14 protein-coding genes are annotated in these 15,421 nt (G+C 63.0%); 2 read left to right on the plus strand and 12 right to left on the minus strand.

Annotation, left to right across the window (positions count from 1 at the left end):
* Positions 1–142 precede the first annotated feature (142 nt).
* The 3 genes from KJQ12_RS09370 to KJQ12_RS09380 form a co-directional block, all read right to left on the minus strand.
* Positions 143–1,042, minus strand: a complete 900-nt coding sequence (locus tag KJQ12_RS09370; RefSeq protein WP_213484444.1) for a carbohydrate ABC transporter permease — start codon at positions 1,040–1,042, stop codon at positions 143–145.
* Between the two features lie 19 nt (positions 1,043–1,061).
* Entirely contained in the window at positions 1,062–1,916 is an 855-nt protein-coding gene (locus tag KJQ12_RS09375) for an ABC transporter permease (protein WP_244860547.1), read from the minus strand.
* 179 nt (positions 1,917–2,095) lie between these two features.
* Positions 2,096–3,736 carry an extracellular solute-binding protein gene (locus KJQ12_RS09380; RefSeq protein WP_213484446.1) on the minus strand — a complete coding sequence of 547 codons (1,641 nt, stop codon included), beginning with the start codon at positions 3,734–3,736 and terminating at the stop codon, positions 2,096–2,098.
* A gap of 197 nt (positions 3,737–3,933) precedes the next feature.
* On the opposite strand from KJQ12_RS09380, the gene KJQ12_RS09385 reads away from it, so the two are divergent.
* Positions 3,934–4,251, plus strand: a complete 318-nt coding sequence (locus KJQ12_RS09385; protein ID WP_213484447.1) for a hypothetical protein — start codon at positions 3,934–3,936, stop codon at positions 4,249–4,251.
* A 19-nt stretch (positions 4,252–4,270) separates the two neighbouring features.
* Here KJQ12_RS09385 and KJQ12_RS09390 read toward each other — a convergent pair whose 3' ends face one another.
* From KJQ12_RS09390 to KJQ12_RS09415, 6 genes are all read right to left on the minus strand, one after another.
* The gene (locus tag KJQ12_RS09390) at positions 4,271–5,629 is read right to left on the minus strand and encodes an ABC transporter substrate-binding protein (protein ID WP_213484448.1); all 1,359 of its coding nucleotides are present in this window, start codon (positions 5,627–5,629) and stop codon (positions 4,271–4,273) included.
* Complete coding sequence (locus tag KJQ12_RS09395; RefSeq protein ID WP_213484449.1) at positions 5,626–7,575, minus strand: sensor histidine kinase; 1,950 nt, start codon at positions 7,573–7,575, stop codon at positions 5,626–5,628. The genes KJQ12_RS09390 and KJQ12_RS09395 overlap by 4 nt, the downstream gene beginning before the upstream one ends.
* Positions 7,575–9,335 (minus strand): response regulator transcription factor, encoded by a 1,761-nt coding sequence (locus KJQ12_RS09400; RefSeq protein ID WP_213484450.1) that lies wholly within the window; start codon positions 9,333–9,335, stop codon positions 7,575–7,577. Before KJQ12_RS09400 ends, KJQ12_RS09395 begins: the two co-directional genes overlap by 1 nt.
* A gap of 127 nt (positions 9,336–9,462) precedes the next feature.
* Entirely contained in the window at positions 9,463–10,227 is a 765-nt protein-coding gene (locus tag KJQ12_RS09405; protein WP_213484451.1) for a DUF4097 family beta strand repeat-containing protein, read from the minus strand.
* Positions 10,224–10,772, minus strand: coding sequence for a DUF1700 domain-containing protein (locus tag KJQ12_RS09410; protein ID WP_213484452.1), 549 nt, complete (start codon positions 10,770–10,772; stop codon positions 10,224–10,226). The genes KJQ12_RS09405 and KJQ12_RS09410 overlap by 4 nt, the downstream gene beginning before the upstream one ends.
* 3 nt (positions 10,773–10,775) lie before the next feature.
* Complete coding sequence (locus KJQ12_RS09415) at positions 10,776–11,087, minus strand: PadR family transcriptional regulator (protein WP_213484453.1); 312 nt, start codon at positions 11,085–11,087, stop codon at positions 10,776–10,778.
* A 400-nt stretch (positions 11,088–11,487) separates the two neighbouring features.
* Between KJQ12_RS09415 and KJQ12_RS09420 the strand changes: the two genes are divergently transcribed.
* Positions 11,488–12,012 (plus strand): tubby C-terminal domain-like protein, encoded by a 525-nt coding sequence (locus KJQ12_RS09420; RefSeq protein WP_213484454.1) that lies wholly within the window; start codon positions 11,488–11,490, stop codon positions 12,010–12,012.
* A gap of 296 nt (positions 12,013–12,308) precedes the next feature.
* Here the strand turns inward: KJQ12_RS09420 and KJQ12_RS09425 are convergent, their stop codons facing one another.
* The 3 genes from KJQ12_RS09425 to KJQ12_RS09435 all read right to left on the minus strand — a co-directional run bounded on the left by KJQ12_RS09425 (position 12,309) and on the right by KJQ12_RS09435 (position 15,177).
* On the minus strand, positions 12,309–13,430 hold the full coding sequence (locus KJQ12_RS09425) for a sn-glycerol-1-phosphate dehydrogenase (protein WP_213484455.1): 1,122 nt from the start codon (positions 13,428–13,430) through the stop codon (positions 12,309–12,311).
* Positions 13,427–14,236 (minus strand): HAD-IIA family hydrolase, encoded by an 810-nt coding sequence (locus KJQ12_RS09430; RefSeq protein ID WP_213484456.1) that lies wholly within the window; start codon positions 14,234–14,236, stop codon positions 13,427–13,429. Before KJQ12_RS09430 ends, KJQ12_RS09425 begins: the two co-directional genes overlap by 4 nt.
* Positions 14,237–14,394: 158 nt before the next feature.
* Entirely contained in the window at positions 14,395–15,177 is a 783-nt protein-coding gene (locus tag KJQ12_RS09435; protein ID WP_213484457.1) for a DeoR/GlpR family DNA-binding transcription regulator, read from the minus strand.
* Positions 15,178–15,421 lie beyond the last annotated feature (244 nt).

Below are 15,421 nucleotides of genomic sequence, written 5' to 3' on the forward strand. Positions count from 1 at the left end.
ACGTGCATACCACGTTACGGCCCCGCAATCTCCACCCGGTGGCACGCTGTAACGTGCATACCACGTTACAGCTTCGTAATCTCCACCCGGCGGCACGCTGTAACGCGCATACCACGTTACAGCCCCGCAATCTCCGCTCGCATCACCCCTTCACCGAGCCGATCATGACACCTTTCTCGAAATACTTCTGAATAAACGGATAGACGAGCAGAATCGGCAGCGTCGACACGATGATGACGCCGTACTTGATCTGATCCGCGTACCGCTGGGCGTAGCCGCCGGCCTCTCCGCCGGTACCCGCGCCCGCCTGGAACACCTGGTTCGAGAGCAGGATGTCGCGCAGCACAATCTGCAGCGGCTGCAGCTCGTTGTTGCGCACATAGACCAGCGCGGTGAAGAAATCGTTCCAATGCGCCACCGCATAGTACAGGCCGATGACGGAGATGACCGCCTTCGAGAGCGGCAGCGCCACGCTCCAGAAGAAGCGGAAGTGCCCGCATCCGTCAATCGCCGCCGCCTCGTACAGTTCGCGCGGCAGCGACGTCTCGAAGAACGTGCGCACGATGATCAGGTTGTAGACGTTGACGCAGAACGGGAAAATGAACACCCACATCGTGTTCGTCATGCCGAGTCCCTTGATGAGCAGATACGTCGGGATCAGGCCGCCGCTGAAAAACATCGTCACCACGAACACGAACATGAGAAATCGCCGCGCCCGGAACTCCCGACGGGACAGCGCATACGCCGCCGGCAGCGTGAACAGCAGATTGACGAACGTGCCCAGCGTCGTATAGAGAATCGTGTTCCGGTACCCCCGCCAGATGCGTGTGTCGTCGAAAATCTCGTTATACCCGTACAGGCTGAAGCCCTTGGGCCAGAGCCACACCTTGCCCGTCGCCACCATCGTCGAATCGCTGACCGATGCAATGACGACGAAGTACAGCGGGTAGGCGACAATCAGGAAGACGATGATGCAAGCGGCCGCGATGAACGCGTCGAACAGCACGTCGCCCGGCGTCCGCTTCCGCAAAATCCATCCCATGACACGTTCCCTCCCCGGCCTACCACAGACTGATGTTCGACACGCGCCGTGCAATCTGGTTCGTGACGAACAGGAAGAAAAAATTGATCACCGTGTTGAACAGCCCGATCGCCGCCGAGTAGCTGAACTGGTTCGACAGAATGCCGATCTTGTAAACGTAGGTCGAGATGACTTCCGATACGGGCAGGTTGAGCGTGTTCTGCATGAGGAAGATTTTCTCGAACCCCGTTGTCAGCACACCGCCCATGCTCAGGATGAACAGGATGATGATCGTCGGCGCGATGGCGGGCAGGTCGATATGGCGCATCGTCTGCCATTTTCCAGCTCCGTCGATTTTGGCCGAATCATACAGCTGCGGATCCACGGTGGACAGCGCCGCCAGGTAGATGATGCTGTTCCAGCCGCAATGCTGCCAGATGTCCGACAGCACATAGACGGGGACGAACGCGCTCGTCGAAGCCAGCAGATTGATCTCGTAGCCCATGGAACGCAGCAGATAGCCGACAATGCCCGTATTCGGCGACAGCAGCACGTTCAGGAGGCCGACCAGCACGACAATCGAGATGAAATGCGGCATGTACACGACCGTCTGCAGCATTTTCTTGCCCCGTTTCCACCGCACCTGGTTCAGAATGAGCGCCAGAATGATCGGAGCCGGGAAGCCGAGCAGAATCGTCGCCAGGCTGATCGTCACCGTGTTGCGCATGATGTCCGCGAACATGTAGCTGTCAATGAATTGCCGGAAATAGTACAGCCCCCGCCATTCGCCGCCCGTCAGCCCTTTCGTGAAATCATAATCGCGGAAGGCGAGCTGAATGCCGTACATCGGCACGTAGTTGAACAGCAGTATGACGACGATCGCCGGCAATATCATGATCCAGAGCTGGCGGTCCCGCTTGAGCGTCTGCCATGCCGATCTCCGTCTGCCCGGTCCGGCGGCCGTCCGGACGGCGCCGGATGCGGTCTGGGTGGCTTGCGCCATTGCTCATCAACTCCCGTAAATGACGGGGCCGCGCCCGGCCATGCCGCGCGCGGTCGCCCGTGTCAGATTCGTCATTGGTTCCGCTTGTTTTCGTCCACGTACCGCTGGATGATTTCGAGACTCTGCGGCAGTCCGGTCCGTTCGACTTCTTTCACATAGTTGTCCCATTCCTGCTCGATGCCGCCCGACGTCACCCATTGCGAAAATTTCGCCATGGCGAGGTTCATCAGGTTCGTGTTGTTCAGAGCCAGCGTGCTGTTGTCCTCCGGCGAATACTTGATGAACATCGTCGGCAGCACGTCATTCTCCTTGTCAATCGCGTCGAGCGCCGGCATGAGCGGCTCCGTCTGCGCGCCGACCGACTGCATGTCGGTGCCGAGCGTCAGCACCAGATCGTCGGCGATATACATCGGACCGTTGTCCGCCCAGGTGGACGTCCATTTCCAGGTGCCCGGGTCCATTGCCGGATCGGCCGGCGGGAGCACTTCATACGTGCCGTCGCCGTTGTCCTTGATGTTCGGACCGATCGAGCCGAACAACACCTGCATGCTGACAACCGGATCGTACAGCTCGTTGATGAACCGCATCGCCGCTTCCTTGTTCTTCGACCTGGCCGACATGACGACCATGTTCACGCCGTAGTTGAGCGCTTCGTACGTATAGTCCCACGACACCTGTACATCCGAATCGGCTGTCTCCTTCAGCGGCGCCATGGACACATATTGCGGCGCCAGCGTGTTGCCGAACCGGTCCGTCACTTCCCATCCCCAGGTGAAGCCGACCTTCGCCGTATTGCCATCGCCGCGGGCGACCGACTGGAACTTCGTATAGTCCTGGGTGAACACTTCCGAATTAATAAGCCCGGCCGCGTAGCATTTCGCGAGGAATTGCACGACCCGTTTGTACCGCTCGTCGACAAGGAAATTTTTCACCACGCCGTCCTCCATGAAGTAGCCCTGACCGCTCGCGTTCGTCAGCGTGATGCCCGTGCTGCCGAGCAGCACCGTCGGTTGGAAGTGGCCGAATCCGCCCGTACCGACCGGCGCGAAGTCCATCGGAATCTCGTCGTTCGGATCGCCGTTGCCGTTCGCATCCTGCTCCTTGAACGCGACCAGCACGTCGAACAGTTCATCCCAGGTCGTCGGCATCTTCAGGCCGAGATTGTCCAGCCACTGCTGGTTGATGTATTGCCGCGTGGCGGTCGCCGGCCAGAACCGCTGGTATTTCGGCAGGCCGTAGATGGAGCCGTCCGTCTGCGTCGCGAGCGCCCGCGTCTCCGGTTTCGCTTCGAACATCGCCTTCACGTTCGGCCCGTGGCTTTCGATCAGATCCCGGAGATCCTGGAACAGCCCCGGGAACATCGCGATGTCCGCGTCCGTGATCGCATTCGGCCCGATGATCAGATCCGGAATGTCGCCGCTGGAGAGCAGCGCCCCTTTCTTCTGGCTCCAGTCCGCGGTCACTTCTTCCCATTCAATCTCAACGCCCGCGCGTTCTTCCGCCGCCTGCAGCCATTCCATCTCCGCGAACGGTTTCGTGAGCGGATGCTTCGTCATGATGGCGGTCAGTTTCACGCGTTTGCCCGAGCCGCCGTCCGAACCGCCGTCCGATGATCCGCCCCCGCCGCCGCCGTCGTTCTTGCCGCCGCTGCAGGCCGCAAGCGCGGATGCCGCGAGCAGGATTGCCAGAACAAGAGACCACGCCCTTTTCATCCCTTCGATTCCTCCGCTTCTGCCCGTGATATCGTTTACATTCGCCGGCAGCCGATCCGGGGCGCCGGCAGTCCCAGCCTACCAAGCGGTTCACGGGCGGAACAACGCGCACAATGATTGGAAACGGGGGATAACGATTGGATGATGGCGAGGCATAATCGTATTGCCGGATATTTCCTTTTGACGAGGTGAAGGGCATGAGCAGAAAAACGGGTTTTGCCGGCGTGCTCGCGGGCTGCGCGGGTTCCGCATGCTTGCTGTATGCCGGCCTTGCTTCATCGGGGAGCGGTGATGATTCCGTGCTGATGGTTGCTTACGGCATCCTGTCGCTGCTGGCTTTCCTCTTGTCCGCTTATTACTTGAAAAAGGCGAACGGGAAGGGCGTCCTGTATTGCGGCGCCGCTTTGACCTTGTTTTCGGTGCTGGGGATGATGTCGGTCGGATTGGTTTTGCTCCCAGGCTCCTTGCTCATCTTCATACCGTCAGCAATCCACAGGCTGGAACATCGGGAATAAAAAAGGGGCCGGCGCCCGATCAGCGGTAGAGCCCCCGGAACTCGGCCTGCACGTCCGCCGCCACGGAACGAAACGCTTCGCGGACGGATTTGCGGCCGAGCCACACCTGATCGAGCGCCGGATTCAGGATGGCGGCGATTTTCTCGTTGTTGCGGAGGTAATAATCGAAGGAATTGACGCCGTTCTCGATCGTCTGCCGCATGACGGCATCCTCGTAACCGTCCGGGTGGCCGGGCTTCACGGATGCCCACCGGGCGATCAGTTCGGGCTGCGTGTAGTAATCGAGCAGAATCGGCATCCACAGCCCGTCGGCATGCAGCTCGATCGCGTTCTCGGGGTCGAGCAGCCATTTGAAGAACAGCCAGGCTTCCTGCGGATGGCGGGTCGTCGCGGCCATGACGAGCGGTTCGCCGAACTGGATCGTATGGCTCGATTTGATCCTGGGCAGCACGCCGACGCCGTAATCGGCCCCCGCCGCGCCGAGGTCAAGCTGAATCCATTGGCCGTCCAGATTCATCGCGACCATGCCGCTTTCCAGCGCCAGCGCCGGCTGCGGCAGATGTTTCTCCTGCAGCGGGTTCGGCGCGACATGGTGGACGTACATCAGGTCGGCGAGCCGCTGCACGGCGTCGATCACATCCGGATCGTCCAGGTTCATGCCCGTTCCGTCCGGCGCGATGATCGAGGCATTGTTGGAGGGCACCATCAGATGCCACATCCACGTGTTGATCCGGACGCCGTATTGGACGATCGCATCCGGATCGAAATCCGGGTGGAACGCGTCGCGGCCGGCGCTGTCGATCGTCAGCCGTTTCGCGGCGGCAACGAACTCGTCCCACGACCACGCGTCCTCCGCCCTCGTCGGTGGCGGCTCGAGGCCGGCCTTGCGGAACAATTCGGCATTGTAGTACAGCGCGAACGACTCCTCCGTCGCCTTGATACCGATCACGCTGCCGCCATCCCCGCGCATGACGGCGTTCGGAATGAACGAAGATTCGCCGAGCTCAGGGTCGGCCTCGAGCAGCGGGCGCAGATCGTACAGCTTGCCCTGCTCCGCCCATTGGACGGCGGTATGCTTGTACAGCATGTAAACATCCGGCGCCTGGTTGCCCGCATAGAGCGTGGTCAGCACCTTCACGTAATCTTCGGGAATGTGCCGGTAGACCACTTCAATCTGCGGGTATCGCTCCATGAACTTGCGCACGATTCGCTCGTGCGCCGCCCGTTCGTTCGGCGATCCCCAGGTCGCGTAGGTGATCGTGACGCGCTCCTTCCCCGCGCCGTCCGGCTGGTCCGGCACCGGGCGGCCGCATCCGCCAGCGGCGAGCATAACCGTCAGCAGAAGCAGAACGGCCCGCGTCACAGTTCGGTTTCTCATAAAAGCTGTCCCCTCCGTTCGCCCGCCGCTTCCATCGCTGCCGCCCCCGTCGACGCAACCGGCGTTTCCGCCGGCGACGGATCCACCCGGGGCGCGCGTTTTAACGCCAGCCGGATCACAATCCGCGTGCCGCGCCCTTCATCGCTTTCGATGGCGACCCCGTACGGCGGTCCGTACAGCAGCCGGATCCGCTTCCCGACGTTCGCCATGCCGGTCGACTGGCCTTCGCCGCTGGCCATGCGCGCCAGCCGTTCCGGCGTGAAGCCGCGCCCGTTGTCCTCGACCGTGAACACCGCCGCTTCCCCTTCGCGCCGGCCGCGGATGCGGATGACGCCTCCACCGTCCATTTCCGCGAATCCGTGGATGATCGCATTCTCGACGAACGGCTGCAGGAACAGTTTCGGCACGTCCATATCGAGCAGTTCCTCCGCCACGTCGACGTCCATCGTGAACAAATCCTCGAAACGGACGGACATGATGTACGCATATTTTTCGAGCCAGTCCAGATCGGTGCGGAGCGTCCACATCTCCCGCTTGTTGCGCGTCGTCGTCTGGAGCATGTCCGACAGATTGAGCATGACGCGGGCCATCTCCTGCTGGCCGTTCTCGAGCGCGATCCAGTACAGCGTCGTCAACGTGTTGTACAGAAAATGCGGATTGAGCTGCAGATTGAGCGCCATCAGCTCCGCCTCCTTCTCCCGCAGCCGGGCGGCATAGTTCTCCTCGATCAGCGCCGCGATCCGCTCGTTCATCTGATTGAACAGCCGGATCACCCGGCCGAACTCATCCCGTCCGCCTTCCGGTATGCGCGCGTCAAACCTCCCCCGCTCGACCGTGCGGATCGCCTGTTTGATCCGAACGAGCGGCTTCGTGACGAGGAACGACATCAGGTAGGCGAGCACCGCGGACACCGACAGCATGACGGCGAGGAACAGGAACGTGTAGCCTTTCAGCGCGCCGAGGCCGAGCAGCGCATCCTGCACGGGAATCTCGATCCAGGAGAGCCATCCGGTGCTCGCCATCGTGTCGTAGCGGACGAGCATTTCGCTGCCGCCGCGGTCGAACCGCAGCATGCCGCGTTTCTGCGCCAGCGCCTCCGCAAGCCACGGCGGCGTCTCCGGCCTGCCCGCCGCTTCCGGCTCCGACGAGGCGACGACGGTGCCGTCCGGCGCCGCAATGCCGTAGGAGAGCCTGCGGAAGCCGCTGCTTCCCGCATATTCTTCGAACAGCCGGCTGAAAAAATCGACGGTCAGGTTGACCATCAGCACCGGCTTGTCCCGATGATCCGGCAGCGTGTGAAAAATGCCCCGCTCGTCGATGTACGTCAAGTTCAGCTGTTTTACCGCCGACGCGAGCCGATCGTACTCGAATTCGAGATCCGTAAGGCGCGGCTCGTCCATGACGTCCGCGAACCGGTACGTCGGCACCCAGACGAGATCGCCGTCCGCCACCGCCGCGGCCTCGCGCAGTCCGGAAGAGAAGAAGCCTTCCGGCGGCACGAACATCCGCGCCGCGCTGCCGAAGGCGTAATCCGGCGTCAGGATGAAGACCGAATAGATGTTGTCGTCGCCGCCGAAATAGCGGAACAGAATCTGGGTAATGCGCCGATCCGCCCTCAGTAGCGATTCGTTGTTCTCCGGATCGAGGGCGGCGAACGTCTGGTACAACTCCTCGTCGATGGGCAGCACTTCGCTTTTGTCGCGGATGTCGCGCAGCGTCTCGTCCAGCTGCAGGTTGTGGTTCAGGATGACATCGCCGAGGCTTTCGCTGACGTTCGCGAGCATGTTGCGCGCGCTGATCTGGTAATAGGCGAACCCGAGCAGCAGAATGATGAAACTGACGAGCGCGAAATAGGAAATGAACAGCTTCGTCCGGAAGCTGGCGCCCGCTGCGGCGTCCCGCATGCCGGAGGCCAGCCGGCGTACGGGCCGGATGACGGCGCGCATCAGCCGTCCCCCGCTTCCATGCGCAGCGCGAACATCCGCCGGAATTCGTCGGGTGAGCAGAGGAACATTTTGCGGAACACTTTATTGAAATATTTCGTATCCCGGTACCCGACCCGGCGCGCAATGTCCGCCACCCGGAGGTTGGTCTGCAGCAGCAGCTCCCGCGCCTTCCGCATGCGCGTCTGCACGAGATATTCGGAGAACGGCATGCCGGCATGCTGCTTGAACAGAATGCTGAAATAGGAAGGATTATAGTAAAACCGCTGCGCCACCGACTCCAGGCCGAGGCTCTCGTGCAAATGCGCGTCGATATACTCGCGGCATTTCCGCATGATCAACTCGCTGCGGGATTGGCGCGACACTTTGAGCCGGCCGATCAGATCGCGCAGCAGCAGCTCCGCGGCGGCCTTCACTTCGGCCCACGACGGACAGGCCATGATCTGCCGTTCGATCCGCTCGGACAGTTCGCGGCTGTCGGCTTCATCCAGCGCCGATTCCGTCCGCTTCATGCAGCCGAGCAAGAGCTGCGCCGCGGCCAGCTTCGCCCGCATCGGCGGCGTACCGGACGCCGCGATCCGTTCCAGCGACGCCGTGAGAAGCTCCGCCGCCCGCGGCTCGTCGCAAGCGGCCGCCGCCAGTTCCAGCGCGTCGGCATCCCGGACCGCGTCCAGCGGCGCGCGCTCCTCCCGGCGCTCCGCAGCGCCCGCCGCATCGGCGGCGAGCCACGTCCCAGGCGGCGCGTAGAACAGCCGGTCGAGCGCTTCAAGCGCGCTGCGGCACGATGCGTGCGCCTCCCGCTCGAGCTGCGGCGTCTCGCGGCCGATGCCGGCGCCGACCGTGCGGCCGTACAATCGGGCGAGCCGTTGCACCGCCTCCCGGAGCTTGCCGATCGCCTCGTCGGAGCGGCAGCCGTCCTTCCATGCGGCCGCTATGTACAACCGGCGCGGCTCGTGTTCCGGTGCCGCGGCGGCCGCGTCCGCATGCGCCGCCAATGCCCGGAGCGCCGTCTGCCGGAGCATGCCGCGCCATTCCGCCGGGTGGGCGGGCTTGCCGCCGGCAGAGTCGCTTGCCGCGCCAGCCGGCTCGGCTGTTTCCAAGACCAGCACGCAGCCCCTCCCGGCCATCCGGAAGCGGCGCTCCCATTCCGCCCGTTCGCAGCCGGTCAAATCCCCGGCGGTCATCCATTTATAGAGCAGATGCTCGCCGTACAGCCTCGAGGCAAGCGACTCCGGCTCCGCCTCCCGCTGCTGCACGGAAGCGGCTGCATCCCGCGCGCCCGCATCCGGTTCCGGACCGCTCAAGCCAGCAGCCCCTCCGGCGGGCTCCGGCCATCCCGCGGGATGCGTCCGCCGCCCCCCGGCGCTTCGTGCCTGCTCCCGGTGCAGCTGCTTCTCCAACTTCTCCAACACGTCCGACAGCTGCTCCGGGCGCACCGGCTTCAACAGATAATCCTTCGCGCCGAGCCGGAGTGCCTGTTGGGCATAGCTGAACTCGCTGTATACGCTTACAAGAACAACCTTCGGCTGCGCCTGCTGAAGACGGCCGACCGCCTCAAGGAACTCGAGTCCGCTGGCGAGCGGCATCTGAATGTCGGTAAATACAATCTCCGGCGCGGATTCCCGCACCAGCTTGAGCGCTTCCTTGCCGTTCTTCGCTTCGTAGACGCGGTAGCCGGGCCGGAGCGAGCGAATGAGCGCGGCCAGCCCGCGCCGCTGCCGCGGTTCGTCGTCCGCCACCAGCACGCCGATCGGTTCTGCCATGATCCTGGACGCCTCCTCAGGTGGAACAACCTTGTACTTCCTTCCTCTCAATTGTACGAAAAGCCCCGTCCCCCACAAAACGGGGCTACGGGGCAATTTCATTGGAAAGAGGGCAAATGATTGGATGTTATCTTCCCGCCGACACCGCAATATCGCCGGCCTCCGCGGAGAGCTGCACCGTCGGCACGCCCGGATCGCTTTCCACGATCGCCGTCCCGGGCAATTCGACCTTCCGCTCGCCGATCAGCGTCTTCATCTCGAGCGCCAGCTTCTCCGGCTTCTCTTCCGTCACAAGCTTGATGTCGCCCAGCAGCGATTCGGCCTGAATATCGTCCGTGATGGCTTGCACGCCCAGCCGGATGTCGCCCGTATCGGTCCGGGCGCCGATCCGGCCGGCCAGTCCGGCCGTCTTGATGTCGCCGTGCACGGCTTGCATCGAGATGTGCTGCGCCCGGACGCGCTCGGCCGAGATGTTCGCGATTTCCGTCGAGATCCCCAGCTGCTCATAGAGACGGTCCGGAATTTCCACCAGAAGGTCATAGTCATCCGGATAAATCGAGATCAGCTTGCGCTTGAGGTCCCGCGCCGCTTCGATGACCACCCGGCCGCCCTGCTCGCTCACCGACAAATGATACTCGCCCTTGTGCATCCGTTCGGTTCTGCCCGTCATTTTGACCGTAATCTCGTCGCCCCCGGACACAACCCGGACATCGCCGGCGTTGGAGAACACGTCGATCCGGGATACGCCCTCGGCCGATACCGAACGCTCTTCATTGATTTTCACGCCGTTGAAAGGCGACACGCCGATCGCGTACATCACCAGGTTTCCAATCACGGCAATCCCGATCAGCACAAGGCCGATCATGATCAACTTGCGACTATTTACTTTCATTTCAACTTCTCCTTTACCTTTTCAACATTCGATTGCAAAATCGCCAGCATCCATTTGACGAACAACGTGATGCCCTTCACCGCCGCCACCCAGAAGATCAAGCCGAGCCCGAGCAGACCGGCCGCCAGCGGCAGCTTCAGCAGAAATTCGACCGACCAACCGTCCTGCACCAGCATCAGCACAGGCGATACGGTCAGATAGGCTGCCAGTACAAACAGCCCCGCCAGCAGCAGCATTCCAATCGCAAAAGGAATCAGCAGCATCAGCACATTCATCAGCCCCAGCCCGACGCCGGCGAACACCGCCCGGGCGATGCGGCGCACTGTCGGATTCGCGCGCGCTTCGTCGACGCTGAGCTGATACTGAATCTCCCGGGCCACAAGCTGCGGCGGTCCCAGCCGCTCGGCAATTTCCTCGTCCGATCTTCCGCTTGCCCGGCCATGTTCGAAATGCGCCTCGTAATCCGCCAGCAGTTCCGCGCGTTCATCCGCGCTCAGATCGCCCAGCCGCTTCTCCAGTTCCGCAAGATATTCCGCCTTGGTCATCGCCTACTCCCCCTTCACCACGTTCTGCACGCCCTGGACGAACTGCTCCCATTCCCGCAGCAGCCGCTGCTGGACCTCATGTCCTTCGGGCGTCAGCCGGTAATATTTCCGCGGCGGGCCTTCCATCGATTCCGCCAGATAGGTGGTGCAGAACCCTTCCTTCGTCAGCCGGCGGAGCAGCGGATAGATCGTGCCCTCGGCGATTTCGATGCTCTTGGAGATTTCCTCGACAAGCTCGTAACCGTAGCGGTCTCGCCGGGCAATCAGGCTGAGCACGCACAGCTCCAGCACGCCTTTTTTAAATTGAACATTCATGGGTGAATCACCGCTTCTCACCGTTTATTCGCGATATCAAGCCTCTTCCGCCAACGGCCGCAAGGAATGCTTCCGGACGATTGCCGGCGCCTGCCGGGAAGCGAAGCTTAAGGGGGCCCATCCCGCCGCGGCCGTTCCCGAATGTGAGGAAAGTCAAAACGGACACCTCCAAAATCAAAGTACGGCATGGAGGTACTGCATCATTAAACAGTACTGTACATTGCAAGATACCTCGGAATAATTTATAACACGAAAAATGGAGGTTGCGCAAGTCACGGGTTAAAATCTTTTCGTGTCTGGTATTGGGGGCAATTTTGAGGTGAAATTTTTAAGTCAGCAGCAGCGGGAAGACAAATGAAGTACAATAAGCGGGGCGTCACACGGCCAAAAGGAGGGGCCCATGATCTACAACGTTCATTTTCCACTCTTGCGAAACAGCACCGCGGTCTGTGAGATCACCGACCGGGAAGGGACGGTCGTCGGCTATATTCAGCGCTATCACGCCACGCGAATGCAGCAGCTCGTCAATCTTCTGCTGGACAACATGTTCAACAACGTATGCGCCTGTGACCGGGAGAAGAAGCCTGTGGTCAACATCGTGGAAATCAACAACCCGGGGACACTTCTGCGCGAAAAATGGGTTGTCCATGTCGGCGGCGGGCAATTCCAACTCGAGAACAAGTCGAAGATCAGAACCCATCCCCGATTCTTATACCGGAAGCATGACACCGAAATCTGGATCCAAAAAGAGTTTGCCGACCGCACCGTGCGTTTTGTGCAGCATAACCGGACGGTGGCAGAGGCGGTTTCGGAGGGATTGATGCCGCCCAAGTCCTGCCGTGTGGCGTTTCATTTGGCAGGTTCCGAAACGGACATCTATGAAATTGCGGCTCTCTATTACGTGTTCAAATTGAAAACCGGCTGAGCCCCGGGGAGCTGCAGCGCTGCAGTTCCTCCGCGGGGTGCCAAGCGGGGCTGTAGCGTGGTATGCACGCTGCAGCTGCTCCGCAGGGGCGCCGAGCGGGGCTGTAGCGTGGTATGCACGCTGCAGCTGCTCCGCAGGAGCGCCGAGAGGGGCTGTAGCGTGGTATGCACGCTGCAGCTGCCCCGCAGGGGCGCCGAGCGGACTGATGCGTGGTATGCACGCTGCAGCTCCCCGCAGGGGCGCCGAGCGGACTGATGCGTGGTATGCACGCTGCAGCTTCTCCGTCCGCCAGAGCCTTATTCGCCGTTGATTGCGCGCAGCAGCGTGTGCCGGTTCAGGCGCACCACATGCGCCCGGCGCAGCGCTTCGTCGCGCAGCTCCGGCTCGATCCCGAGCTCGGCCGGAACGGCGGGCCCGCCGGCGACGCGCAGCAGCCGGCGCAGCTCGTCGCCGTCCGGCAGCTCCGCCAGCATGCGCCGGCAGGCGTCGGGCAGCGGCCGGCCTTCCGCCGCATACCGCTTGTACAGGTCGGCGACCTCCGCGCAGGCGACACCCACCTTCGCGCCGTGCAGCACCTGCCGGCGGCCGGTGCGGAGGAAGTGCATCTCCCAGTAATGGGAGATGTGATGCTCCGCGCCGGATGCGGGATGCGACTGCCCGAACCGCAGCAGGGCGATGCCCGATTCGATGAGCGATTGCATCAGGGCGCGCACGCCTTCCTCCGTCCCTTCGCCGATCGCTTCGGCATGGGACACGCAGCGCTCGAGCGCGCCCCGCGTCAGGCCCGCGATGTCTTCATCGTACGGCTCGCCCGCCGTCTCGCGGCCGTACACCCAGTCGAACAGCGACGTGTACTTGCCGAGCATGTCGCCGAACCCGGCCGCGATCAGCGGCTGCGGCGCCGCGCACAGCACGTCCAGGTCGGCGAACACGGCGACCGGCGCGGCCGCCGGCAGCGTGATCTTCTCGCCCCGCAGAATGAGCGGCGCGCCCTTCGACGTGAACCCGTCGACCGACGGCGCCGTCGGCACGGACACGAACGGCAGGCCGAGCGTGCAGGCGGCGTAGCGGACGATGTCGTGGATCGTGCCGCTCCCCGCCGCGGCGATCGCGTCCGCGCCGTGGTGCTGCGCCGCGATGATCGCCTGCAGCACCGACGCCTCGTCGGCGACGACGTCGCCGGCCGCGTTCGGCCGGATGATCTCCAGGCGGGCCGCGCCGCCCGCCGCACCGTACCGCTCGGCCAGCCGGCTGCCGATCACCCGCGCCGTCGTCTCATCCGCGACGAAGAGCGCGCGCTTCAGGCCGGCATCCAGCAGGTACGGCACCGCCTCGTCCGCTGCGCCCCGCGCGAGCCGGATCGGGTCCGGCAGGCCTGCGGCCTTGCCTCCCCCAAGCACTTCCGATGCACCGTTCATCGTTCCATCTCCTCCAGCAGCCGGCGGATGTCCGCCAGCGAATCGAGAATCCAGTGAGGCCGTTCGGTCTCATCGAGCGCCATCGCCGCCTCCCGCGTCCCCGAGCCGGTCAGCACGAGCGCCGTCCGGAGCCCCATGCGCCGGCCCATCGCGATGTCCGATGCCAGGCTGTCGCCAATGACCATGCATCGCTCCGGCGGCAGCCCGAGCCGGTCCAGCGCGGCTTCGGCCATAAGCGGCGAAGGCTTGCCCACGACCGTGTCCACTTCCGTCCCGGTCGTGTGCGTGAGCGCCGCCAGCAGCCCGCCGACATCGATCGCTTCCCCGTCCTCGCCGGGGAACGTCCTGTCGGCGTTCGTCGCGATGATGCGGGCGCCGGCCCGGACCGCGCGGAACGCGTCGTTCAGCTCCGCGTAAGTGAGCGTCTCGTGCAGCGTCACAACGAGCCGGTCCGCTTCCTGCGGCCGCGCGGCGAACCGGACGCCGTGCGCTGCCAGCTCGTCCCGCAGCCCCTGCTCGCCGAGCACCCAGACGCGCGCGTCCGGCTCATGCTCCGCCAGATACCGGGAGACCACCGACGAAGTCAGGATAATGTCCTCCGCTTCGCACGGAATGCCGATCGCTTCGAGCCGCTCGCGGCACATGCGCCGCGAAATGTTGCCCCGGTTGCTCAGGAAGACGATGCGTTTTCCCTTCGCCCGCAAATATGCGACCGCCTCCGCCGCCCCCGGGATCGGGCGGCTCCCCGTATAAACCGTGCCGTCCAGATCGAGAATGAACCCGTCCGGCGACCAATCCTTCGCCATGCGTCACCGCCCCGCAATTCCACGTTGATCTTCATCCCCATTGTCCGCCCCGCCCGGTCCGAAAGTCAACGATTGAATGCGGGCGGCTGCGTTTACGTTCGCATTGTCGTTTTCCGTTGTTTGTTTGCGTTTGGCCCGCATTTCGCTGCGCCGAGCTGTCATTTTTCGCCGGCCGGCACATCCGCGACGATCACCCGGATCTTCCCGAGCGTCTTCAGCCACGCCGGATCCGCCCCCGCGTCGGTGATCAGCGTCCGGATGTCCTTCGCCTGGATGGACGTAACGATCGACCGCCGGCCCAGCTTCGTATGGTCGAGAAGCGCGACGACCTGCGACGCGTTGGCCGCCATCAGCTTCTTCAGCTCCGCTTCGTTCGGGCTGAAATCGGTCATGCCGGTCTCGACCGTGAACCCTTCGGACGACGTGAAGAACAGGTCGGCGTGGACTTCCTGCAGCAGCCCGCGCCCGAGCGTGCCCTCCACCGTGCGCGAACCGGGCCGCAGAATGCCGCCGATCAGAATGACGTTGTTGCGCGGATTGCGCCCGACCTCCTCGGCCGCAGCCAGCCCGTTCGTCACGACCGTCAGGTAGTCGTACTCCGACAGACACCGCGCGAGCTCAAACACCGTCGAGCTGGCGTCCAGCAGAATGCACTGGCCGCTCCGCACCATTTCCGCCGCCCGCCGGCCGATCGCCCGCTTCTCCTGCCGGTTCAGTTCACCGCGCGACGGCATGGCGTGCGCCGGCGGCTGATGGCCCGCCCTGACCGGCACCGCGCCGCCGTGCGTGCGTTCGAGCAGCCCTTCTTCCTCCAGCAGCCTGAGATCGGTGCGAATCGTTCCCTCCGAGACGTTCAGCTCCTTCGCCGCTTCCTTCACGATAATCTGCCGGTTTTGCGCCAGCTGCTTCAGCAGCCATTCTCTCCGCTGTGCCGCGAACATGCGAACTTCCACCTGCCTTGAAAAAGTAACCCTTCTGCCGTGGCAATTTCTTTTTTCCAGTATATCGGCAAACGCGTGTATTCATCAACAAACAGCAGCATCCGCACGAAAACGAAATACCAGCCGCAGTGTGAATCCGCCAATGCCGCCCGGGCAGACCGCGCAAACCAAAAGGATGCGCCGTCCTTCAGGATCAGCGCATCCGATGGCGATCGATATTCAAGGGCTTGCAAACAGCGTGCAG

The sequence above is a fragment of the Thermobacillus xylanilyticus genome, from assembly GCF_907165215.1.
GTDB classification, from domain to species: Bacteria; Bacillota; Bacilli; order Paenibacillales; family Paenibacillaceae; genus Thermobacillus; species Thermobacillus xylanilyticus.